Origin of the sequence: Polynucleobacter sp. AM-7D1 (assembly GCF_018688455.1) — a bacterium.
Lineage (GTDB): Bacteria > Pseudomonadota > Gammaproteobacteria > Burkholderiales > Burkholderiaceae > Polynucleobacter.
In genome coordinates this window covers 33,065-58,024 of record NZ_CP061319.1, presented here as the reverse complement: position 1 = coordinate 58,024, position 24,960 = coordinate 33,065, and the positions used below count along the sequence as shown (strand labels likewise).

Annotated in this window: 15 protein-coding genes, 6 tRNA genes and 3 rRNA genes; all 24 read right to left on the bottom strand. The window is 47.5% G+C overall.

What is annotated here, in order from left to right:
* Positions 1-8: 8 nt before the first annotated feature.
* Positions 9-665 (bottom strand): 50S ribosomal protein L3, encoded by a 657-nt coding sequence (gene rplC, locus GQ359_RS00300; protein ID WP_046329376.1) that lies wholly within the window; start codon positions 663-665, stop codon positions 9-11.
* A gap of 197 nt (positions 666-862) precedes the next feature.
* Entirely contained in the window at positions 863-1,174 is a 312-nt protein-coding gene (gene rpsJ / locus GQ359_RS00295; protein WP_011901899.1) for a 30S ribosomal protein S10, read from the bottom strand.
* A 111-nt stretch (positions 1,175-1,285) separates the two neighbouring features.
* On the bottom strand, positions 1,286-2,476 hold the full coding sequence (gene tuf, locus GQ359_RS00290; protein WP_215302340.1) for an elongation factor Tu: 1,191 nt from the start codon (positions 2,474-2,476) through the stop codon (positions 1,286-1,288).
* 50 nt (positions 2,477-2,526) lie between these two features.
* Positions 2,527-4,629 carry an elongation factor G gene (gene fusA, locus GQ359_RS00285; RefSeq protein ID WP_215334156.1) on the bottom strand — a complete coding sequence of 701 codons (2,103 nt, stop codon included), beginning with the start codon at positions 4,627-4,629 and terminating at the stop codon, positions 2,527-2,529.
* A gap of 27 nt (positions 4,630-4,656) precedes the next feature.
* Positions 4,657-5,127 (bottom strand): 30S ribosomal protein S7, encoded by a 471-nt coding sequence (rpsG, locus tag GQ359_RS00280; protein ID WP_015420229.1) that lies wholly within the window; start codon positions 5,125-5,127, stop codon positions 4,657-4,659.
* 150 nt (positions 5,128-5,277) lie between these two features.
* On the bottom strand, positions 5,278-5,658 hold the full coding sequence (gene rpsL, locus GQ359_RS00275) for a 30S ribosomal protein S12 (protein WP_041484791.1): 381 nt from the start codon (positions 5,656-5,658) through the stop codon (positions 5,278-5,280).
* Between the two features lie 176 nt (positions 5,659-5,834).
* Positions 5,835-10,097, bottom strand: a complete 4,263-nt coding sequence (gene rpoC, locus GQ359_RS00270; RefSeq protein WP_215303685.1) for a DNA-directed RNA polymerase subunit beta' — start codon at positions 10,095-10,097, stop codon at positions 5,835-5,837.
* A 1-nt stretch (position 10,098) separates the two neighbouring features.
* Positions 10,099-14,199 carry a DNA-directed RNA polymerase subunit beta gene (gene rpoB / locus GQ359_RS00265; protein WP_215387032.1) on the bottom strand — a complete coding sequence of 1,367 codons (4,101 nt, stop codon included), beginning with the start codon at positions 14,197-14,199 and terminating at the stop codon, positions 10,099-10,101.
* Positions 14,200-14,425: 226 nt separating this feature from the next.
* Positions 14,426-14,800 (bottom strand): 50S ribosomal protein L7/L12, encoded by a 375-nt coding sequence (gene rplL / locus GQ359_RS00260; RefSeq protein ID WP_114654227.1) that lies wholly within the window; start codon positions 14,798-14,800, stop codon positions 14,426-14,428.
* A 34-nt stretch (positions 14,801-14,834) separates the two neighbouring features.
* Positions 14,835-15,473, bottom strand: coding sequence for a 50S ribosomal protein L10 (rplJ, locus tag GQ359_RS00255; RefSeq protein ID WP_215387031.1), 639 nt, complete (start codon positions 15,471-15,473; stop codon positions 14,835-14,837).
* Positions 15,474-15,708: 235 nt separating this feature from the next.
* Positions 15,709-16,410 carry a 50S ribosomal protein L1 gene (gene rplA, locus GQ359_RS00250; protein WP_015420223.1) on the bottom strand — a complete coding sequence of 234 codons (702 nt, stop codon included), beginning with the start codon at positions 16,408-16,410 and terminating at the stop codon, positions 15,709-15,711.
* A 2-nt stretch (positions 16,411-16,412) separates the two neighbouring features.
* The gene (rplK, locus tag GQ359_RS00245; protein WP_011901890.1) at positions 16,413-16,844 is read right to left on the bottom strand and encodes a 50S ribosomal protein L11; all 432 of its coding nucleotides are present in this window, start codon (positions 16,842-16,844) and stop codon (positions 16,413-16,415) included.
* 148 nt (positions 16,845-16,992) lie between these two features.
* Positions 16,993-17,568: a transcription termination/antitermination protein NusG gene (gene nusG, locus GQ359_RS00240; RefSeq protein ID WP_215387030.1), complete on the bottom strand. Its 576-nt coding sequence runs from the start codon at positions 17,566-17,568 to the stop codon at positions 16,993-16,995.
* Between the two features lie 7 nt (positions 17,569-17,575).
* Positions 17,576-17,953: a preprotein translocase subunit SecE gene (gene secE, locus GQ359_RS00235; RefSeq protein WP_215302341.1), complete on the bottom strand. Its 378-nt coding sequence runs from the start codon at positions 17,951-17,953 to the stop codon at positions 17,576-17,578.
* A gap of 20 nt (positions 17,954-17,973) precedes the next feature.
* Positions 17,974-18,049: transfer RNA gene (locus GQ359_RS00230), tRNA-Trp, on the bottom strand.
* Positions 18,050-18,061: 12 nt separating this feature from the next.
* Positions 18,062-19,252, bottom strand: a complete 1,191-nt coding sequence (gene tuf, locus GQ359_RS00225) for an elongation factor Tu (protein WP_215302340.1) — start codon at positions 19,250-19,252, stop codon at positions 18,062-18,064.
* A gap of 68 nt (positions 19,253-19,320) precedes the next feature.
* Positions 19,321-19,395: transfer RNA gene (locus tag GQ359_RS00220), tRNA-Thr, on the bottom strand.
* Between the two features lie 30 nt (positions 19,396-19,425).
* Positions 19,426-19,499, bottom strand: a tRNA-Gly gene (locus tag GQ359_RS00215).
* A gap of 5 nt (positions 19,500-19,504) precedes the next feature.
* A tRNA-Tyr gene (locus GQ359_RS00210) sits at positions 19,505-19,589 on the bottom strand.
* Between the two features lie 112 nt (positions 19,590-19,701).
* Positions 19,702-19,815, bottom strand: a 5S ribosomal RNA gene (gene rrf / locus GQ359_RS00205).
* A 108-nt stretch (positions 19,816-19,923) separates the two neighbouring features.
* Positions 19,924-22,797: ribosomal RNA gene (locus GQ359_RS00200) — 23S ribosomal RNA — on the bottom strand.
* Between the two features lie 267 nt (positions 22,798-23,064).
* Positions 23,065-23,140: transfer RNA gene (locus GQ359_RS00195), tRNA-Ala, on the bottom strand.
* Positions 23,141-23,170: 30 nt separating this feature from the next.
* Positions 23,171-23,247, bottom strand: a tRNA-Ile gene (locus GQ359_RS00190).
* A 58-nt stretch (positions 23,248-23,305) separates the two neighbouring features.
* A 16S ribosomal RNA gene (locus GQ359_RS00185) occupies positions 23,306-24,838 on the bottom strand.
* The 16S, 23S and 5S rRNA genes sit together here with 5 tRNA genes alongside, the layout of an rRNA operon.
* Positions 24,839-24,960 lie beyond the last annotated feature (122 nt).

Genomic DNA, 24,960 nt, shown 5'->3' with positions numbered 1-24,960 from the left:
CGCTCTCCTTATTTCTTCTTCAACGGTGTCTTCACCGCTGGAGTAACAATAACTTTACCGCCTGGGGCACCTGGAATAGCGCCTTTAACCATGATGAGATTGCGTTCTGCATCAATGCGTGCGATGACTAAATTTTGTACTGTGCGTGTTTCGTCACCAAGGTGGCCTGTCATGCGCTTACCTGGGAAAACACGACCTGGATCTTGCGCCATACCGATAGAACCTGGCACGTTATGTGAACGTGAGTTACCGTGTGACGCGCGACCTGAAGCGAAGTGATGGCGCTTGATAGTACCGGCATAGCCTTTACCAATCGTTACACCTTGTACGTCCACTTTTTGGCCAGCAGCAAATGCAGTGTCAGCAGGAATTACTTGTCCTGGCGTCATTTCTGCGATTTTTGCTGCATCTAAATGAAATTCGTTGAGACCGTTACCAGCCATCACACCCGCTTTAGCGAAGTGACCAGCCATTGCTTTGGTAACGCGAGTAGCTCTACGTGTGCCATGTGCCAACTGGATAGCATCATAGCCATCAGTTGCCTGGGTCTTGATTTGAGCGATTCTGTTGTCGCTCACGTCAATTACGGTCACAGGAATTGCTTCCCCTTCGTCCGTAAATAGACGGGTCATGCCGATCTTGCGACCGATTAAGCCTAAGCTCATATTCATGCTCCACGCCGACTTCGATTGGTCGGCAAAATTAATTTAAGTGATTTACAAGTAAAAGTACTTCTAAATCAATAACTTACAACGTTTTTAATGCTGATAAAACCTGAAAATCCGCCCAAATAATTGAGCGAAGCCTTAGATTCTATCCCGAAAGGCCAGTCTTGGCAAGCGCTAAGACTGGAAATACTGAATTACTGCAACTTAATTTCGACGTCCACACCTGCTGGTAGGTCTAATTTCATCAAGGCATCCACTGTTTTCTCTGTAGGATCAACGATATCCATCAAACGCAGATGGGTACGAATCTCTAACTGGTCACGTGATGTCTTGTTTACGTGTGGTGAACGCAGAATGTCGAAGCGCTCAATACGTGTTGGCAAAGGTACTGGACCCTTAACAACAGCACCAGTGCGCTTAGCTGTATCAACGATTTCAGCTGCAGACTGGTCGATCAAACGGTAATCAAATGCTTTAAGACGAATACGAATTTTTTGGTTTTGCATATTAATTCCAAAGAGCGTTGTGGTGCTGCCACGTTATATTTCTAAAGAGCTCGGTGACATCCGCAGCACGGACGTCACCGGTTAGCAAACCGCTAAATATTTTTACTACTATTAAGCCAAAATCTTTGCAACCACACCGGCGCCAACAGTACGGCCACCTTCACGGATCGCAAAACGTAAACCTTCTTCCATCGCGATAGGAGCGATGAGTTTGACGGTAATAGTCACGTTATCACCAGGCATTACCATTTCTTTGTCTTTTGGCAACTCGATTGAACCAGTTACGTCCGTAGTACGGAAGTAAAACTGTGGACGATAGTTGTTAAAGAATGGAGTATGACGACCACCTTCATCTTTACCCAAGATATAAACCTCGGCTGTAAAGTGAGTATGTGGGGTGATTGAACCTGGCTTAGCCAATACTTGGCCGCGCTCAACTTCTTCACGTTTTGTACCGCGTAACAAGATACCAACGTTATCGCCTGCTTGACCTTGGTCGAGCAATTTGCGGAACATTTCAACACCAGTACAAGTTGTCTTGAGTGTTGGTTTGATACCGATAATTTCAATCTCTTCACCAACCTTAACGATACCGCGCTCGATACGACCTGTAACCACAGTACCGCGACCGGAGATAGAGAACACGTCCTCTACTGGCATCAAGAACGCACCGTCAACAGCACGCTCTGGAGTTGGGATGTAAGAGTCAAGCGCTTCAGCCAACTTCATGATGGCTTCTTTACCCAATGGGCCTTCGTCGCCTTCAAGAGCTAACTTAGCAGAACCTTGAACGATTGGTGTGTCATCGCCTGGGAAGTCGTACTTAGATAAAAGCTCGCGAACTTCCATTTCTACGAGCTCTAACAACTCAGCGTCATCAACCATGTCGCACTTGTTCAAGAACACGATGATGTATGGAACACCAACTTGGCGTGCCAAGAGGATGTGCTCACGAGTTTGTGGCATTGGGCCGTCAGCTGCAGAGCAAACCAAAATAGCGCCGTCCATCTGAGCAGCACCAGTAATCATGTTCTTAACGTAGTCAGCATGTCCTGGGCAATCCACGTGCGCGTAGTGACGATTCGCTGTCTCATACTCAACGTGTGCTGTATTAATCGTAATACCGCGTGCTTTTTCTTCTGGAGCAGCATCGATCTGATCGTATGCTTTTGCTTCGCCACCGAATGCTTTTGAAAGCACGGTTGCGATTGCAGCTGTCAATGTGGTTTTACCGTGGTCAACGTGACCGATTGTGCCAACGTTTACGTGCGGTTTTGTCCGCTCAAACTTTTCTTTTGCCATTTTTTTGTCTGCCTTCTTAGCTAGTCAATATTCAAAATAATGTGGATAAATTACTTCGCTTTAGCAGCCATCACTGCTTCAGCAACGTTCTTAGGTGCTTCGGAATAATGCTTAAATTCCATGGTGTAGGTAGCGCGACCTTGGGTCAACGAGCGCAAGCCAGTTGAATAACCAAACATCTCTGCCAATGGCACTTCAGCGCGAACGATCTTGCCGCCCCCTGGAATGTCATCCATACCTTGCAAAATACCGCGACGTGATGAGAGATCACCCATTACGTTACCCATGAAATCTTCTGGTGTTTCAACTTCAACAGCCATCATTGGTTCAAGCAACACTGGTGCTGCTTTGCGCATACCATCTTTGAATGCCATCGAGCCCGCCATCTTAAATGCGTTTTCGTTGGAGTCAACGTCATGGTATGAGCCGAAGAATAATGTTGCTTTGATATCTACAACTGGATAGCCAGCCAAAATACCGGAGTTCAATGTTTCGATAATTCCTTTTTCTACTGCAGGTATGTATTCACGTGGAACAACACCGCCCTTAATAGCATCAACGAATTCAAAACCTTTGCCTGGGGCTTGTGGCTCTAACTTCAATACCACGTGACCGTATTGACCACGACCACCAGACTGCTTAACGAATTTACCTTCGATCTCTTCGCAAACCTTACGAATCGTTTCACGATAGGCAACTTGTGGCTTACCAACAGTTGCTTCAACACCGAATTCACGCTTCATACGGTCAACCAAAATTTCCAAGTGGAGCTCGCCCATACCGGAAATAATGGTTTGGCCAGACTCTTCGTCTGTCTTCACGCGGAAAGAAGGATCTTCTTGTGCCAAGCGATTCAAAGCAAGACCCATTTTTTCTTGGTCAGCTTTTGTCTTTGGCTCTACAGCTTGAGAGATCACTGGCTCTGGGAATACCATGCGCTCCAAAATAACGATGCTATCTGGATCACACAATGTTTCACCTGTTGTTGCGTCTTTTAGACCAACTGCAGCTGCGATATCGCCAGCAAATACTTCTTTAATTTCTTCACGTTCGTTTGCATGCATTTGCAACAAACGACCAACACGCTCTTTCTTGCCCTTGATTGGGTTGTAGATTGTGTCGCCAGATTTCATTACACCGGAGTAAACACGGAAGAAGATGAGCTGGCCAACAAATGGGTCAGTCATGATCTTAAATGCCAACGCTGAGAACTTCGCGCTATCAGAAGCTTCACGTGTTGTCGGTGTGCCATCTTCCAATTCACATGGAACTGGTGGAACGTCTAATGGTGAAGGCAACAATTCAACAACCGCATCCAACATCGCCTGAACGCCTTTGTTTTTGAACGCTGTTCCGCACAACATTGGAACGATTTCATTGGCGATCGTACGTTGACGCAATGCAGCTTTAATTTCTTCCTCGGTCAAGCCTTCGCCGCCGAGATACTTTTCCATCAACTCTTCTGAACTCTCTGCAGCAGCTTCGAGCATTTTCTCGCGCCACTCTTCAGCAGAAGCTTGCAATTCAGCAGGGATATCTTCATATGTAAATTTAGTACCTTGTGAAGCCTCATCCCAATAGATGGCCTTCATCTTTACCAAGTCCACAACACCTTTGAAGTTTTCTTCTGCGCCGATTGGAATCTGGATCAAGATAGGATTTGCTTTGAGGCGCATCTTCATTTGGTCATAGACCTTGAAGAAGTTGGCACCAGTGCGGTCCATCTTGTTTACGAAAGCTAAACGTGGAACTTGATACTTGTTAGCTTGACGCCAAACAGTTTCAGATTGTGGCTGCACACCACCTACTGCACAGTAAACCATGCAAGCGCCATCCAAAACGCGCATTGAACGCTCAACTTCAATAGTGAAGTCTACGTGTCCTGGGGTATCAATAATGTTGATACGGTGCTCTGGGAAATTACCAGCCATGCCCTTCCAGAACGTTGTAGTAGCAGCAGAAGTAATTGTGATACCACGCTCTTGCTCTTGCTCCATCCAGTCCATGGTTGCAGCGCCGTCATGCACTTCACCAATTTTGTGATTAACACCGGTGTAGAACAAAACGCGTTCTGTTGTTGTTGTCTTACCTGCGTCAATGTGCGCAGAAATACCGATATTGCGGTATTTGTCGATAGGGGTTTTACGTGCCACTGTTGGTACCTTTTCTTTACTGTGCGATTAGAAGCGGAAATGTGAGAAAGCTTTGTTAGCTTCTGCCATACGGTGAACTTCTTCACGCTTCTTCATTGCTCCGCCGCGACCTTCTGCAGCTTCTAATAATTCGTTGGCCAAACGTTGAGCCATTGATTTTTCACCGCGCTTTTTAGCGGCTTCGCGCACCCAGCGCATTGCCAAAGCAGAACGGCGTGATGGGCGAACTTCAACAGGAACCTGGTAGTTAGCGCCACCAACACGACGGCTCTTCACCTCAACCATTGGCTTAACATTGCCCATAGCTGTTGAGAAAACTTCGAGTGGTTCTTTATTTGCTTTTTTCTCGATGTGATCAAAGGCACCGTAAACGATACGCTCTGCAACCGATTTCTTGCCGTCCAACATGAGGACGTTCATGAATTTTGCTACTTCTACATTGCCGAATTTTGGATCAGGCAAGATTTCCCGTTTGGGAACTTCACGACGACGTGGCATAACTACTCCTTCAGTTCAGTTAGGGGTGGCCCACATGGATCACCCGCTCCGGCCGTCCTACTATCTGGAGAAATCTCTAGACGGAACGACCACTTACTTGTCTTTAAAGTCTGACAAACGAAGACTTACTACAAATACTGTAAGTTGCTATTAAGCAGCTTTCTTAGCGCGCTTAGCACCGTACTTGGAACGTGATTGCTTACGGTCTTTAACACCTTGCAAGTCAAGTGAGCCACGAACGATGTGGTAACGAACACCTGGCAAATCCTTTACACGACCACCACGGATCAACACTACTGAGTGTTCCTGGAGGTTATGGCCTTCACCACCAATGTATGAAATGACTTCAAAACCATTGGTTAAGCGAACTTTTGCTACTTTACGTAGCGCAGAGTTAGGCTTTTTAGGAGTGGTTGTGTACACACGTGTACATACACCACGGCGCTGCGGGCTGTTTTGCAACGCAGGGCTCTTGCTTTTAACGGTCAGCCGTGTTCTTGGCTTACGTAATAATTGATTAATTGTTGGCATAAAATAGCTCGGTTAGTACTTCTTTGTTGCTTTCTTCAAGAAAATCAATGACTTAGAGAAATCCTAGGTCAAAACGACCCTCTTCTGAATCAGTAGAACTCAGCATTCTAGCCTGGCCAGCCCTTTCCGTCAACCTCGAGGGAAAAAACTGGCCATTTCTGGCCAGGAATACCAAATTAGCTTGGATCAGCCTCCCCAGCAGGAGCAATCACTTCAGCCTCTATTTCTACAGGCATATCAGCCATTGCTTCCTCTTCGGCGGCAATCATTTGAGCGCGATCACGCTCGAATTGCTCTCTGACCTTGCGTGCACGGCGGTAAGACAAGCCGGTACCAGCAGGGATCAGGCGACCAATAATGACGTTTTCCTTGAGGCCACGGAGTGTATCGGTCTTGCCCATAATTGCGGCTTCGGTCAATACACGGGTGGTTTCTTGGAAAGAAGCCGCTGAAATGAAGCTGTCTGTCGACAAGGATGCCTTAGTAATACCAAGCAACACGTTCTCGAACTGAGCTGGGCGCTTACCTTGCGCAATCACAGCATCGTTTGCGTCATACAACTTAGAGCGCTCAACTTGCTCACCAGTGATGTAGGCAGTATCGCCACCATCAGTAATTTGCACGCGACGCAACATTTGACGCACGATGACTTCAATGTGCTTGTCATTAATCTTCACGCCTTGCAAACGGTAAACGTCTTGAACTTCGTCCACGATGTAGATTGCCAACTCCTCAATACCTCTGAGCGTCAAGATGTCATGCGGATCGGCAGGGCCTTCCACAATCATCTCGCCCTTATTCACAACTTGACCGTCATGAACGAGAACTTGCTTCTCTTTAGGAATCAAGAATTCATTAGCTTCACCATCCATATCGGTAATCACTAAACGCTGCTTACCTTTGGTTTCTTTACCGAAGGAAACAGTTCCAGTGACTTTAGCCAATACAGCAGCATCTTTTGGTGAACGTGCTTCGAACAATTCAGCAACGCGTGGCAAACCACCGGTAATGTCGCGAGTCTTCTGTGATTCGATTGGAATACGTGCCAATACTTCACCAACCTCAACTTTTTGACCATCTTTAACAGTGATCAAAGCGCCAACTTGCAAACCGATGTTTACCGGGTGATCTGTACCCGCAATCATCACTTCGCCGCCCTTGTCATCAACTAAGTTGATCATTGGACGAACACCTTTGCTAGCAGCACTACGACGCTTACCGTCAATTACCACCAAAGTGGAGAGGCCGGTTACTTCGTCAACCTGCTTAGCTACAGTAACGCCTTCTTCAACGTTGTCGAAGCGAGCAATACCAGCGTACTCAGAAATGATTGGACGTGTTAACGGATCCCATGTTGCCAAGCTTGCGCCGGCCTTGACTGCTGCATCTTCTTTCAACAAGAGTGTTGCACCGTAAGGCACTTTATGACGCTCGCGCTCACGACCGTTGTCGTCAATGATCACAGCTTCACCTGAACGTGAAATCACAATCTGCTCGCCCTTCGCATTCTTCACAACACGCATCGTGCCAGAGAACTTCAGAGTACCGTTAGACTTCGCTTCAATATTGCTTGCAACCAATGCACGTGACGCCGCACCACCAATGTGGAAGGTACGCATAGTCAACTGTGTGCCTGGCTCGCCGATGGACTGAGCAGCGATAACACCAACCGCCTCACCAACGTTCACCAAACCACCGCGACCTAAATCACGGCCGTAGCACTTAGCGCACAAGCCAAAGCGAGTTAAGCATGACAACACTGTGCGAACTTTAACTTCGTCGATACCCAAGGCAACGATTTGATCAACATGATCTTCGTCGAGCAATGTGTCGTTAGGAACAATGACTTCTTGAGTGTCAGGATGAACGATGTCACCGATACATACTCGACCCAAAATACGGTCACGCAATGCTTCGATAATTTCGCCGCCCTCTACAAGAGCCTTCATTGTTACGCCAGAAGTTGCTCCGCAATCCTCTTCAATCACCACGAGGTCTTGAGTTACGTCGCATAAACGACGCGTCAAGTAACCGGAGTTCGCTGTCTTCAACGCTGTATCAGCCAGACCTTTACGAGCGCCGTGAGTTGAGATGAAGTACTGCAACACGTTCAAACCTTCACGGAAGTTTGCAGTAATTGGAGTTTCAATAATCGAGCCATCAGGCTTCGCCATCAAACCACGCATACCAGCCAACTGACGAATCTGCGCAGCAGATCCACGCGCACCAGAATCCGCCATCATGTAGATGGAGTTGAAAGATTCTTGACGCACAGTTTTACCGTTACGGTCGAGTACGTCAACGTGTGACAACTCATCCATCATCGCTTTACCAACTTGGTCACCAGCGGCACCCCAAATATCAACCACGTTGTTATAACGCTCTTGATTGGTTACGAGACCTGACATGAACTGCTTGTCATATTCTTTAACCTTGGTAGAAGCCTCGGTGATGATGCGCTCTTTAGAGCTTGGAATCAGCATATCGTCGATTGCAACCGAGATACCGGCGTTAGTCGCTAAGCGGAAACCAGACTGCAAGAGGCGGTCAGCAAAAATAACTGTTTCACGAAGACCACACTTACGGAATGAAGTGTTGATCAAACGTGAGATTTCTTTTTTCTTCAGAGGCTTATTGATTTCCTCGAAAGACATGCCTTTAGGCAAAATTTCTGACAAGATTGCACGGCCAACTGAAGTTTGATAGATCTTGGTCTTTTCAGCAAAACGGGCGTCGCCCTCTGCCTTCTTATCCACAATCTCAAACTCAGTAATACGCACAGCAACGCGTGAAGCCAATTCAACCTGGCCAGCCTCGTATGCACGAATTACTTCAGTGATATTGGCGAAGACCATGCCTTCGCCTTTACCGTTGATCTTGTCACGAGTAGCGTAGTACAGACCCAACACCACGTCCTGCGAAGGAACGATAGATGGCTCGCCGTTAGCTGGGAACAATACGTTGTTCGAAGCCAACATCAATGTACGTGCTTCCATTTGTGCTTCGAGCGACAAAGGAACGTGAACCGCCATTTGGTCACCGTCAAAGTCAGCGTTAAATGCCGCGCAGACTAATGGGTGTAACTGGATCGCCTTGCCTTCAATCAGCATTGGCTCGAAAGCCTGAATACCGAGACGGTGCAATGTAGGCGCACGGTTCAACATGATTGGATGTTCACGAATCACTTCTTCGAGAATGTCCCAAACGATTGGAGTCTGACTTTCAACTTCTTTCTTCGCAGCCTTAATCGTGGTTGCAATTCCCAAAGTCTCAAGCTTGTTGAAAATAAATGGCTTGAACAATTCCAAGGCCATCAATTTTGGTAAGCCGCACTGATGTAATTTCAATGTAGGACCAACCACGATGACTGAACGTCCTGAGTAGTCAACACGTTTACCCAACAAGTTTTGACGGAAACGACCGCTCTTACCTTTAATCATCTCAGCCAAGGATTTGAGAGGACGCTTGTTAGCGCCAGTCATAGCCTTACCGCGACGACCGTTGTCGAGCAATGAGTCAACCGCTTCTTGCAACATACGTTTTTCGTTGCGAACGATGATCTCTGGTGCGCGCAACTCTAACAAACGCTTCAAACGGTTGTTACGGTTAATCACGCGACGATAGAGGTCGTTCAAATCTGAAGTAGCAAAGCGACCGCCATCCAATGGCACCAATGGGCGCAGTTCAGGTGGCAATACTGGCAACACTTCCATGATCATCCAGTCAGGCTTAATACCTGAAGTCTGGAACGCCTCGAGCACTTTTAAGCGCTTCGCGTATTTCTTGATCTTGGCATCGCTACCAGTAGCCTTCAAATCAGCACGAATAGTCTCAACTTCGCGATCGATATCAATCGAACGCAAGAGATCACGAATGCCTTCAGCGCCCATGATGGCAGTAAACGCACCATCACCATACTCTTCAGTCTTGGCAATGTATTCGTCTTCAGACATGATCTGACCGCGCTTCATTGCGCCTTCAGGTGTCATGCCAGGATCAACGACTACATATGCTTCAAAGTAAAGAACGCGCTCGATATCACGCAATGTCATATCGAGAACCATACCCAAACGGGATGGCAATGACTTCAAGAACCAGATGTGCGCTACAGGAGCTGCCAACTCAATGTGGCCCATGCGCTCACGACGTACCTTAGCGAGCGTAACTTCAACGCCGCACTTCTCACAGATAACGCCACGGAACTTTAAGCGCTTGTACTTGCCGCATAAGCACTCGTAGTCTTTGGTTGGTCCAAAAATCTTGGCGCAGAACAAACCATCACGCTCGGGCTTAAAAGTCCGGTAGTTGATGGTTTCTGGTTTGCGTACTTCACCAAAAGACCATGAGCGAATTTTCTCAGGGGATGCAAGACCAATCTTGATGACATCAAACTGCTCATCACCCTGCGTTTGCTTAAATAAATCGAGCAATGCTTTCATATCAGTTGCGCTCCATGTCAATGTCAATACCCAACGAGCGGATTTCTTTTACCAACACGTTGAAGGATTCGGGCATGCCAGCATCAATTGTGTGCTCGCCCTTGACGATGTTTTCGTAAACCTTGGTACGGCCTGCGACGTCATCGGACTTCACTGTCAGCATTTCCTGCAAGACATATGAAGCACCGTATGCTTCGAGGGCCCAAACTTCCATCTCACCAAAGCGCTGACCACCAAACTGAGCTTTACCGCCCAATGGCTGTTGCGTTACCAAAGAGTAAGGTCCGGTTGAACGTGCATGCATCTTGTCATCGACCAAATGGTGGAGTTTCAAGACGTGCATTACACCAACAGTTACAGGACGCTCAAACTGATCGCCAGTACGGCCGTCGCACAAAATCATTTGCTGACGTGAAGGCGTCATCTTCAATGAAGTAGCCACTTCATCTGGATAAGCCAACTCGAGCATGCGGCCGATTTCAGCTTCAGTTGCACCGTCAAACACTGGAGTAGCAAATGGCAAGCCTTGACGTAAATTCTCAGCCAAAACAGTGATCTGCTCATCAGTGAAATTATCGATATCTTCGATACGACCGGTTTCGTTGTAAAGCTGCTTCATGAACTTACGGAGTTCAGCTTGTTTAGCTTGTTGACGAACCATCTCATCAATACGCTTACCAATACCTTGAGCCGCCCAACCTAAGTGGGTTTCCAAGATCTGACCTACGTTCATACGGGAAGGAACACCCAATGGGTTCAAGACGATGTCAACAGGGCGTCCGTCAGCCATAAATGGCATGTCTTCTGCAGGAGCGATTTTAGAAACCACACCTTTGTTACCGTGACGACCGGCCATCTTGTCACCAGGCTGTAAGCGACGCTTAACAGCCAAGTACACCTTAACCATTTTCGTTACGCCAGGCTGCAAATCATCGCCCTGGGTAAGCTTAGTGCGCTTCTCTTCAAAAGCTTCATCAAACTGCTTACGCTTCGCTTCGATAGAAGATTTGATTGCTTCAACTTGTGTAGCAACTTCATCATCTGCTGGACGAACATCAAACCAATGGTATTTATCTAAACTGGCAAGGTATTCCTTGTCGAGCTTAGTGCCTTTAGCTAATTTCTGAGGACCACCATTGGCAACCTTGCCAATCAACAGCTTTTCTAAACGCATGAAGGCATCGCCTTCAACAATACGCAACTGGTCGTTTAAGTCCAAACGATAGCGTTGTAATTCTTCTTGAATAATTGACTGTGCACGTGCATCGCGCTCAATACCTTCACGGGTGAAGACTTGAACATCGATAACCGTACCGATCATTCCAGATGGAACACGCAAAGAAGTATCTTTTACGTCAGACGCTTTTTCACCGAAGATCGCACGGAGGAGCTTCTCTTCTGGAGTGAGAGTAGTCTCACCCTTTGGAGTTACCTTACCAACCAATACGTCACCAGCTTCAACTTCAGCACCGATGTAAACAATACCGCTCTCATCCAAACGGGAGAGTTGTGACTCAGCCAAGTTGGAGATATCGCGTGTAATTTCTTCTGAACCAAGCTTGGTATCACGAGCAACAACCGACAACTCTTCAATATGAATAGAGGTGTAACGGTCATCAGCAACCACTTTCTCAGAGATCAAGATTGAATCTTCGAAGTTGTAACCGTTCCATGGCATAAATGCCACAGTCATGTTTTGACCTAAAGCCAACTCACCTAAGTCGGTAGATGCACCGTCAGCAACTACGTCGCCACGGGCTACACGATCACCAGCCTGAACGATTGGACGTTGGTTGATGTTGGTATTTTGGTTTGAGCGGGTGTACTTGATGAGGTTATAAATATCCACACCAACTTCACCAGCCGCTGTCTCGTCATCGTTTACACGAATAACTACACGGTTTGCATCAACATAGTCAACGATTCCGCCACGGGAAGCCAAAATTACTGTACCTGAATCAACTGCAACAATGCGCTCTAAACCTGTACCAACCAATGGCTTATCTGGACGCAAGCAAGGAACCGCTTGACGTTGCATATTCGCACCCATCAACGCACGGTTCGCATCATCATGCTCCAAGAATGGAACCAATGAAGCAGCAGCAGAAACGATCTGGCTAGGAGCAACGTCAATGAAATCGATACGCTCTGGGCTAACCATCATGGTCTCACCAGCTTGACGCGCTGAAACCAATTCATCGGCCAACTTACCGCTCTTGTCGATCGTTGCATTTGCCTGAGCAATCACGTATTTCGCTTCTTCAATAGCGGATAGGTAAACAACTTCGTCGCTTACTTTGCTATTGGAAACTTTACGGTATGGAGTCTCTAAGAAACCATGCTCATTCAAACGCGCAAATAACGCGAGTGAGTTGATCAGACCAATGTTTGGTCCTTCTGGAGTTTCAATTGGGCAAACACGTCCGTAGTGGGTTGGATGTACGTCACGCACTTCGAAACCTGCGCGCTCACGTGTCAAACCACCAGGTCCCAATGCAGAGATACGACGCTTGTGCGTGATCTCTGACAATGGGTTTGTTTGGTCCATAAACTGGGATAACTGTGAAGAACCGAAGAACTCACGAATTGCTGAAGAGATTGGCTTGCTGTTAATCAAATCATGCGGCATGAGGTTTTCGGTTTCGGCTTGGCCGAGACGTTCTTTAACCGCACGCTCAACGCGTGACAAACCTGCACGGAATTGATTCTCTGCCAACTCACCTACGCAACGTACACGACGATTTCCTAAGTGATCGATATCATCAACTTCGCCTTTGCCGTTACGCAGATCAACTAAAGACTTAATGGTGTCGAGAATATCTTCGTTCGACAAGACCATTGGGCCTTCCATCTCTGAGCGACCGAGACGGCTGTTGACTTTCATACGACCAACGCGAGATAAATCGTAACTATCTTCGTTGTAGAACAAACGCTGGAACAAGGCTTCAACAGCATCTTCTGTTGGAGGCTCACCAGGACGCATCATGCGATAGATGGCAATACGAGCAGCCATTTGATCCGCAGTTTCATCAGTACGCAATGTCTGAGAAATGTATGCGCCAGAATCTAAATCATTGGTGTAGATGGTTTCCAATTGCTTGATGCCTGCATCGCGCAATGTAGCCAACAACTCTTCAGTGATTTCATCATTAGCGTATGCCAAGATTTCACCAGAGTCTGGATCGATGATGTTACGCGCAACTACGCGACCAACCAAGTAATCATCTGGAACAACGATGTTCTTTGTCTTAGCAGCTTCGAGCTCACGAATATGTTTTGCATTGATACGCTTGTCTTTTTGAATGACAACAACGCCATTCTTATCAAGCACATCAAAGCTGGCTAACTGACCACGCAAACGCTCTGGAACAAATTCCATTGATGCGCCATTTGCGCTCAATGAGAAATGATCAAAGTTGAAGAAGTTTGCAAGAATCTGCTCGTTGTTTAAACCAATTGCTTTGAGCAAAATGGTGACTGGCATCTTACGACGACGGTCAACGCGGAAATACAGAATATCTTTTGGATCAAACTCGAAATCGAGCCATGAACCACGGTAAGGAATGATACGTGCTGAGAACAGCAACTTACCTGAGCTATGTGTCTTGCCCTTATCGTGTTCAAAGAACACGCCTGGGGAACGGTGCAACTGAGAAACGATAACGCGCTCAGTACCGTTGATCACAAAAGAGCCGTTATCAGTCATGAGTGGAATTTCACCCATGTAGACTTCGCTCTCTTTTACCTCTTTAACCTTAGTAGGTGCTTCGCGATCATAAATAATCAAGCGAACTTTTGCACGTAAGGCCGAATGGTATGTGTAACCACGTTGTTGACATTCTTTAACGTCGAACGGTGGCTGTGACAACTGGTATGACACGTATTCCATACGTGCGTAGCCATTGTTAGACACAATTGGGAATGCTGATGTAAAGGCAGCTTGAAGTCCCTCTGTAAGACGAGACATTGCCGGCTTATCAGCCTGTAAAAATTTAGCGTAGGATTCCAGCTGCGTTGCGATCAGGTATGGAACCTGATGATTATTTACTCGCTTAGCAAAGCTTTTACGGACTCGCTTGCGTTCGGTGAAGCTGTAGTTCATTTCATCTCCGAATTCAGCGACTGTACAAAGATTTGGCGATTGGCCACTACCAATCACTGGCGGACAACACTAAATCGAAAGATCTAGTGTCCGACCAAACTTGCATTCTGCAGTCGTATCAGAAGGCAAACCCGATTTCAATCAGAAATGAAATCGGGTTTGACCACTAATGGTCAAACCCAACAGGGCTAGCACCCCTTTTTGAGGGGCACTAACTGAGTTTGTATCACTTAAGTTCTGCTTTAGCGCCAGCTTCTTCAAGCTTCTTCTTAGCTTCTTCAGCTGTCTTCTTATCAACAGCTTCTTTGATTGGCTTTGGTGCGCCATCAACTAAGTCTTTAGCTTCTTTCAAGCCAAGACCAGTGATTTCGCGAACAGCCTTAATTACTGAAACTTTGTTTGCACCAGCTTCGAGCAAGTTAACAGTAAATTCTGTTTGCTCTTCACCAGCAGCAGCTGCGCCGCCACCAGCAGGACCAGCAACAGCCATCGCTGCAGCTGAAACGCCAAACTTCTCTTCGAACGCCTTAACCAAGTCGTTCAAATCCATTACGGACATGCTGCCTACTGCATCAATGATTTCTTCTTTGGTAATCGCCATTTTTAGCTCCTAATACTTAATAGTTAATCTGCGCTTATTCAGCGGCAGGGGTTTGCGGTGTTTCTGTTCCAGCTTCTGGTGCTGCGGCTGCAGGCTCAGCAGCTGCTTCTGGAGCGGCCGCTTCAGCAACTACTTCTACTGGTGCTGCTGCTTCAACTACAGGTGCTGCAACTGGAGCAGGTGCTCCGGCTGATTTTTGCGCTGCTACTGCGCCCAATACGCGAGCCATCGCAGATACTGGTGCCAACATCACACCTAACAACTGAGATAACAACTCGTCGCGGCTTGGAATTGTTGCAAGAGCTTTAACGCCCGCAACATCTAACAACTTGCCGTTATATAAGCCAGCAGTAATGACTAGCTTGTCTTGAGTCTTAGCAAAGTTCTGCAATACTTTTGCCGAAGCAATCGGATCAGCAGAGATGCCGTAGATCAAGGGGCCAACCATCGAATCAGCAAGAGGCTCAAACTGTGTGCCTTGTGCAGCACGGCGTGCCAATGTGTTCTTCAAAACGCGAAGATATACACCTTGGTCACGTGCGCTAGCACGTAGCTTTGTCAACTGCTCTACTGGAATACCACGATATTCAGCGAGCACGACTGTTTGAGCTCCAGCCAATTGAGCGCCGACATCAGCAACAATCGCTTTTTTGTCTTGTACATTCAAAGGCACGGTTTAACTCCTAAAAAACCAACTGTTTCCAGTTGGGGTTACACACCAGCGTCTGATCATTTGTCACAAGGGAATCTTGTGAAATCTTTTCAGGGTCGCCATCTGCGCTGGCTATTACTTTCGTAACGATTAAGAATTAATTCTGAGTAAGCAAATAATTCACCAACGGTCTTTGATGTTCGACTCTCACCCTAAGAGCGGGAGTCGACCCAAAGTTCTTTTTGCTACAAGCTAATTACTGAGCAGCTTGTATCGATGCCTGGTCAACACGTACGCCTGCACCCATGGTGCTGCTTACGGCAACCTTCTTTAAATAAACGCCCTTAGATGCAGGTGGCTTAGCTTTGTTCAAAGCCTCAAGCAATGCGAGCAAGTTTGATTTCAATGCAGCAGGCTCGAATGAACGACGGCCAATGCTTGCGTGCACGATACCGGCTTTGTCCACACGGAATTGCACTTGACCTGCTTTTGCATTTTTAACTGCAGTCGCAACGTCAGGAGTAACAGTTCCCACTTTTGGATTCGGCATCAAACCACGTGGGCCCAATACTTGACCTAAAGTGCCAACGATCTTCATTGTGTCTGGGGATGCGATCAAAATATCGAAATCGATTTTCCCGCCTTTAATTTGGTCAGCAAGGTCTTCCATGCCAACTATCTCAGCACCAGCAGCTTTAGCTTGTTCAGCTTTTTCGCCTTGTGCAAATACCGCTACACGAACATGCTTACCTGTACCAGCTGGGAGCACAACTGCGCCACGCACAACTTGGTCAGATTTCTTAGCATCAATACCCAACTGAACTGCAACGTCGATAGACTCATCAAACTTAGCAGTTGCACACTCTTTTACGAGGTTCAATGCATCTTCTAATGCATAAAACTTATTGCGATCTACTTTAGATTCGATTGCTTTTAAACGCTTAGATAACTTAGTCATGATTAGAGACCTTCCACTGTGATGCCCATTGAGCGGGCGCTACCAGCGATTGTTCTTACAGCAGCATCCATATCAGCAGCTGTCAAATCTGGCATTTTTGCTTTAGCAATTTCTTCTGCTTGAGCACGTGTAATTTTTCCTACCTTATCGGTATGCGGACGTGGTGATCCTTTTTCGATCTTTGCAGCCTTCTTAATCATGATGGTCGCTGGAGGAGTCTTCATGATGAAAGTGAAGCTCTTATCAGCGAAAGCTGTAATCACGACTGGAATTGGCAGGCCAGGTTCCATGCTCTGAGTTTGAGCATTAAACGCCTTACAGAATTCCATAATATTGAGGCCGCGTTGACCCAATGCTGGACCTACGGGAGGTGATGGATTTGCTTTACCTGCAGGGATCTGCAGCTTGATAAAGCCAATGATCTTCTTTGCCATTGATTGCTCCTAAAAGCGCGCCTAACCTCATTAGGAAAGACCGCTGTTGAGTAAACGCTTCACTAGTTTTTGGCTTTCTAGATCCGCTCCTCGGTTATTGCTAACCACTTGTACTGCTTTACTGCAAAACTGGACTAAGTCCTTGTTTTTACATCTTTTCTACTTGGCCGAACTCCAGCTCAACTGGGGTACCGCGGCCAAAAATTGTAACAGAAACGCGCAATCTTGACTTCTCGTAGTTCACTTCCTCAACGTTTCCGTTGAAATCTGTGAATGGACCTTCCTTAACGCGAACCATCTCACCCACCTCAAAGAGGGTCTTCGGCTTCGGTTTATCAACACCAGCCTGCATTTGATCCATGATTTTGGTCACTTCAGCGGTAGAAATCGGGCTTGGGCGGTTTCTTACACCACCAACGAAACCGGTCACTTTTGGCGTATTTTTCACCAAATGCCAGCTCTCGTCAGTCATTTCCATCTCAATTAGTACATAACCAGGGAAAAAGCGGCGCTCAGAAACTGACTTAGTGCCAGACTTAATCTCTACCACTTCTTCAGATGGAACCAAGATGCGTCCAAATTTCTCCGGCATTCCAGAGCGCGCAATACGCTCCTCAAGACCTCTTTTAACGCTTTTTTCCATGCCTGAATAGGCATGAATCACGTACCAGCGCATATTGCCGGTAGCTTGTGGATTATTTGAGACCAATTCAGTTTCAATCATTTTTTACTCACTTCCAGCCTAGGAAGACTGAAAAAACTAGCCATTCAATTAATTTGTCTGCAATCCACAAAAACAGGGACATAATCACAACAAAGCCAAATACGACTAGAGTCATTTGAGTCGTCTCTTTGCGAGTCGGCCAAACAACCTTTTTTACCTCATACCAAGAATCTTTTGCGTAGGCGATAAAACGACGCCCATCTGCCGACATCGCCACAATCAAAACTGCAACAGCAATTCCGCCAAACAAAACAGCCAAACGAATCAACATCGATTGATCGGCCAGCGTGTAGTAAAGAACTAACGCTGCAACGACGAGTAAAGCAGCGAGTCCAGAGACCCAGCTGCTTTTTTCTTCAGTATGACTTGCTGTATGTTGAGACATATTACTTTCAGTTCAAATCGTGGCAGGGGCGGAGGGCATCGAACCCCCAACCTTTGGTTTTGGAGACCAACGCTCTGCCAATTGAGCTACACCCCTTTATTAAAACTATTAAGCCAAAATCTTTGCAACCACACCGGCGCCAACAGTACGGCCACCTTCACGGATCGCAAAACGTAAACCTTCTTCCATCGCGATAGGAGCGATGAGTTTGACGGTAATAGTCACGTTATCACCAGGCATTACCATTTCTTTGTCTTTTGGCAACTCGATTGAACCAGTTACGTCCGTAGTACGGAAGTAAAACTGTGGACGATAGTTGTTAAAGAATGGAGTATGACGACCACCTTCATCTTTACCCAAGATATAAACCTCGGCTGTAAAGTGAGTATGTGGGGTGATTGAACCTGGCTTAGCCAATACTTGGCCGCGCTCAACTTCTTCACGTTTTGTACCGCGTAACAAGATACCAACGTTATCGCCTGCTTGACCTTGGTCGAGCAATTTGCGGAACATTTCAACACCAGTACAAGTTGTCTTGAGTGTTGGTTTGATACCGATAATTTCAATCTCTTCACCAACCTTAACGATACCGCGCTCGATACGACCTGTAACCACAGTACCGCGACCGGAGATAGAGAACACGTCCTCTACTGGCATCAAGAACGCACCGTCAACAGCACGCTCTGGAGTTGGGATGTAAGAGTCAAGCGCTTCAGCCAACTTCATGATGGCTTCTTTACCCAATGGGCCTTCGTCGCCTTCAAGAGCTAACTTAGCAGAACCTTGAACGATTGGTGTGTCATCGCCTGGGAAGTCGTACTTAGATAAAAGCTCGCGAACTTCCATTTCTACGAGCTCTAACAACTCAGCGTCATCAACCATGTCGCACTTGTTCAAGAACACGATGATGTATGGAACACCAACTTGGCGTGCCAAGAGGATGTGCTCACGAGTTTGTGGCATTGGGCCGTCAGCTGCAGAGCAAACCAAAATAGCGCCGTCCATCTGAGCAGCACCAGTAATCATGTTCTTAACGTAGTCAGCATGTCCTGGGCAATCCACGTGCGCGTAGTGACGATTCGCTGTCTCATACTCAACGTGTGCTGTATTAATCGTAATACCGCGTGCTTTTTCTTCTGGAGCAGCATCGATCTGATCGTATGCTTTTGCTTCGCCACCGAATGCTTTTGAAAGCACGGTTGCGATTGCAGCTGTCAATGTGGTTTTACCGTGGTCAACGTGACCGATTGTGCCAACGTTTACGTGCGGTTTTGTCCGCTCAAACTTTTCTTTTGCCATTTTTTTGTCTGCCCTTAGTTAACTCTTAAACCAACACACGAAATTTAAATTTTTTACTACGTAAGCCATGGTGCCCATGGGCAGGATCGAACTGCCGACCTCTCCCTTACCAAGGGAGTGCTCTACCACTGAGCCACATGGGCAAATACAAATACTGTTAATACTGTTAATACTGGAGCGGGATAAGAGAATCGAACTCTTGACCGAAGATTGGAAATCTGCTGTTTTACCATTAAACTAATCCCGCACATCTGGTGGAGGGGGTAGGATTCGAACCTACGTAGGCATAGCCAACAGATTTACAGTCTGCCTCCTTTAGCCGCTCGGACACCCCTCCGCGAACCCAATATTCTGACTCCAAATGGAGTTTCTGTCAATCTCTAAAACCTCAAAACGCTTTGCACAAGTAAAAACGCCCAGACCTAAGAGGGTCTGGGCGTCGCATTGGTGCCCGGCAGTTACCTACTTTCACACGGGTAATCCGCACTATCATCGGCGTAAAGTCGTTTCACTGTCCTGTTCGGGATGGGAAGGAGTGGTTCCAACTTGCTATGGTCACCGGGCGTAGAGGGTCGAGCTGCTGATAAATCATCAACAACTCTATTTGAGTAAGCATGTAATAAGGATGCAGATTAAATCTGGCAAACATCCAACACAATAGTGCTGGTTATAGGATCAAGCCTAACGGGCAATTAGTATCAGTTAGCTTAACGCATTACTGCGCTTCCACACCTGACCTATCAACGTTGTGGTCTTCAACGACCCTTTATGTAGGTTAAACCTACGGGAGATCTCATCTTCAGGCAAGTTTCCCGCTTAGATGCTTTCAGCGGTTATCTCTTCCGTACATAGCTACCCTGCGATGCTTCTGGCGAAACAACAGGTACACCAGCGGTACGTCCACTCCGGTCCTCTCGTACTAGGAGCAGCCCCCGTCAAATCTCCAACGCCCATGGCAGATAGGGACCAAACTGTCTCACGACGTTTTAAACCCAGCTCACGTACCTCTTTAAATGGCGAACAGCCATACCCTTGGGACCGGCTACAGCCCCAGGATGAGATGAGCCGACATCGAGGTGCCAAACACCGCCGTCGATATGAACTCTTGGGCGGTATCAGCCTGTTATCCCCAGAGTACCTTTTATCCGTTGAGCGATGGCCCTTCCATACAGAACCACCGGATCACTATGACCTGCTTTCGCACCTGCTCGACTTGTCGGTCTCGCAGTTAAGCACGCTTTTGCCATTGCACTTTAGGTACGATGTCCGACCGTACCAAGCGTACCTTCGTACTCCTCCGTTACACTTTGGGAGGAGACCGCCCCAGTCAAACTGCCTACCATGCACTGTTCCCGACCCAGATAATGGGCCAAGGTTAGAACCTCAAACAAACCAGGGTGGTATTTCAAGGTTGGCTCCAGCGGAACTAGCATCCCGCTTTCAACGCCTCCCACCTATCCTACACAGACCGGTTCAAAGTCCAATGCAAAGCTACAGTAAAGGTTCATGGGGTCTTTCCGTCTAGCCACGGGTAGATTGCATCATCACAAACATTTCAACTTCGCTGAGTCTCAGGAGGAGACAGTGTGGCCATCGTTACGCCATTCGTGCAGGTCGGAACTTACCCGACAAGGAATTTCGCTACCTTAGGACCGTTATAGTTACGGCCGCCGTTTACTGGGACTTCAATCAAGAGCTTGCACCCCATCATTTAATCTTCCAGCACCGGGCAGGCGTCACACCCTATACGTCCACTTTCGTGTTTGCAGAGTGCTGTGTTTTTATTAAACAGTCGCAGCCACCTTTTTATTGCAACCCTTTCGTCCTCCCCTTGTACAGGGTCAAACTACCAGGGCGTACCTTATCCCGAAGTTACGGTACAAATTTGCCGAGTTCCTTCTCCTGAGTTCTCTCAAGCGCCTTAGAATACTCATCTCGCCCACCTGTGTCGGTTTGCGGTACGGTCTTGTTAGACTGAAGCTTAGAGGCTTTTCTTGGAACCACTTCCAATTGCTTCGCGAATAAATTCGCTCGTCTCACGCCCTTGAATTACGCTACCGGATTTACCTAATAGCCATCTCCAACGCAAGAACCGGGACTTCCAACACCCGGACAACTTTCCGCGATCCGTCCCCCCATCGCATCTAACAATGGTCAAGGAATATTAACCTTGTTCCCATCAGCTACGCATCTCTGCCTCGCCTTAGGGGCCGACTCACCCTGTTCCGATGAACGTTGAACAGGAAACCTTGGGCTTACGGCGAGGGGGCTTTTCACCCCCTTTATCGCTACTCATGTCAGCATTCGCACTTCTGATACCTCCAGCATCCTTTACAAGACACCTTCACAGGCTTACAGAACGCTCTCCTACCATCACATTACTGTGATCCGCAGCTTCGGTTATATGCTTAGCCCCGTTACATCTTCCGCGCAGGACGACTCGATCAGTGAGCTATTACGCTTTCTTTAAAGGATGGCTGCTTCTAAGCCAACCTCCTGACTGTTTTAGCCTTCCCACTTCGTTTCCCACTTAGCATATATTAGGGACCTTAGCTGGCGGTCTGGGTTGTTTCCCTCTTGACACCGGACGTTAGCACCCGATGTCTGTCTCCCGTGCTTGCACTTGTAGGTATTCGGAGTTTGCTATGGCGCAGTAATCCGCAATGGACCCCACTACCATGACAGTGCTCTACCCCCTACAGTGATACACGAGGCACTACCTAAATAGTTTTCGGAGAGAACCAGCTATTTCCAGTTTTGTTTAGCCTTTCACCCCTATCCACAGCTCATCCCCTAACTTTTCAACGTTAGTGGGTTCGGTCCTCCAGTACGTGTTACCGCACCTTCAACCTGGCCATGGATAGATCAACTGGTTTCGGGTCTACACCCAGCAACTAGCGCCCTATTCGGACTCGCTTTCGCTACGCCTTCCCTATTCGGTTAAGCTTGCTACTGAATGTAAGTCGCTGACCCATTATACAAAAGGTACGCAGTCACCCCTTACGAGGCTCCTACTGTTTGTATGCACACAATTTCAGGATCTATTTCACTCCCCTCCCGGGGTTCTTTTCGCCTTTCCCTCACGGTACTTGTTCACTATCGGTCGATTACGAGTATTTAGCCTTGGAGGATGGTCCCCCCATATTCAGACAGGATTTCACGTGTCCCGCCCTACTTGTCTCTAGCCTAGTACCACCCAATAATTTTCACATACGGGACTATCACCCTTTATTGTCGGACTTTCCATTCCGTTCTGTTAATTACTGAGCTATCACTAGAAGGCTGTTCCCATTTCGCTCGCCACTACTCTGGGAATCTCGGTTGATGTCTTTTCCTCTTGCTACTTAGATGTTTCAGTTCACAAGGTTCGCTTCTCATACCCTATGTATTCAGGTATGGATACCACAAAAGTGGTGGGTTTCCCCATTCAGAAATCCCCGGATCAAAGCTTATTTACCAGCTCCCCGGGGCTTATCGCAGGTTATAACGTCTTTCGTCGCCTGTAATCGCCAAGGCATCCATCATGTGCACTTATTCACTTGATCCTATAACGAGCACCATTGCTAGTACCTGTTACAGGTTTACTTCTACTTCTGACATGTTTGCCGTAATCCAAACTGTAAGTACTTTGTTAAGAACTTGGTAAAACTCGTTTGTATTACTGATTGATGATTCAATCTTTACCCTTATTACATTGTCAAATGTCCTCTCAAAGAAACATTTGACACTTTGCTTACTCAAATTTTTAAAGAACAGCCATAAATGGCAAAACTAAACGATTAAGTCTTCGCTTAGTTTTGACATTTAGATGATGGTGGAGGATGACGGGATCGAACCGACGACCCCCTGCTTGCAAAGCAGGTGCTCTCCCAGCTGAGCTAATCCCCCAACGTCCCACTAAGTCTTGTTTCTGGCTGGTGGTGGGTCTGGTAGGACTTGAACCTACGACCCCTGCGTTATCAACACAGTGCTCTAACCAGCTGAGCTACAGACCCGTGGCTTTTATTGTCAACCGATAAGTGTGGGCACTAGAGCTCCAGCATCTTTCTCTAGAAAGGAGGTGATCCAGCCGCACCTTCCGATACGGCTACCTTGTTACGACTTTACCCCAGTCATGAACCCTGCCGTGGCAGTCGCCCTCCTTGCGGTTAGGCTAACGGCTTCTGGCAAAACCCACTCCCATGGTATGACGGGCGGTGTGTACAAGACCCGGGAACGTATTCACCGCGACATTCTGATCCGCGATTACTAGCGATTCCAGCTTCACGTAGTCGAGTTGCAGACTACGATCCGGACTACGATGCATTTTCTGAGATTAGCTCCCCCTCGCGGGTTGGCAACCCTCTGTATGCACCATTGTATGACGTGTGAAGCCCTACCCATAAGGGCCATGAGGACTTGACGTCATCCCCACCTTCCTCCGGTTTGTCACCGGCAGTCTCTTTAGAGTGCTCTTGCGTAGCAACTAAAGACAAGGGTTGCGCTCGTTGCGGGACTTAACCCAACATCTCACGACACGAGCTGACGACAGCCATGCAGCACCTGTGTTCACTTTCCCTTACGGGCACCTAATGTATCTCTACTTCGTTAGTGACATGTCAAGGGTAGGTAAGGTTTTTCGCGTTGCATCGAATTAATCCACATCATCCACCGCTTGTGCGGGTCCCCGTCAATTCCTTTGAGTTTTAATCTTGCGACCGTACTCCCCAGGCGGCTGACTTCACGCGTTAGCTACGTTACTCAGGATGTAAATCCCGAACAACTAGTCAGCATCGTTTAGGGCGTGGACTACCAGGGTATCTAATCCTGTTTGCTCCCCACGCTTTCGTGCATGAGCGTCAGTGTTATCCCAGGGGGCTGCCTTCGCCATTGGTATTCCTCCACATATCTACGCATTTCACTGCTACACGTGGAATTCTACCCCCCTCTGACACACTCTAGCTATACAGTCACAGGCGCCATTCCCAGGTTAAGCCCGGGGATTTCACGCCTGTCTTGTATAACCGCCTGCGCACGCTTTACGCCCAGTAATTCCGATTAACGCTCGCACCCTACGTATTACCGCGGCTGCTGGCACGTAGTTAGCCGGTGCTTATTCTTCAGGTACCGTCATTCCCGGACTGTGTTAGAGCCGGTGTTTCTTCCCTGACAAAAGAGCTTTACAACCCGAAGGCCTTCTTCACTCACGCGGCATTGCTGGATCAGGGTTTCCCCCATTGTCCAAAATTCCCCACTGCTGCCTCCCGTAGGAGTCTGGGCCGTGTCTCAGTCCCAGTGTGGCTGATCGTCCTCTCAGACCAGCTACTGATCGTCGCCTTGGTGGGCTTTTACCCCACCAACAAGCTAATCAGGCATCGGCCGCTCTAATCGCGCGAGGTCTTTCGATCCCCCGCTTTCCCCCTCAGGGCGTATGCGGTATTAGCACAGCTTTCGCTGCGTTATCCCCCACGATAAGGTACGTTCCGATGTATTACTCACCCGTTCGCCACTCGCCACCAGGTGCAAGCACCCGTGCTGCCGTTCGACTTGCATGTGTAAGGCATGCCGCCAGCGTTCAATCTGAGCCAGGATCAAACTCTTCAGTTCAATTCCTGTGATCCTTGCGGATCGTCGCACTCATTCAAGAAATTGACTTGGTAATAAAACCAAATCTTTTTACTGTCTATGAGTACTATTTATTTACATCTGTCCCGAAGGACTTGATGCTT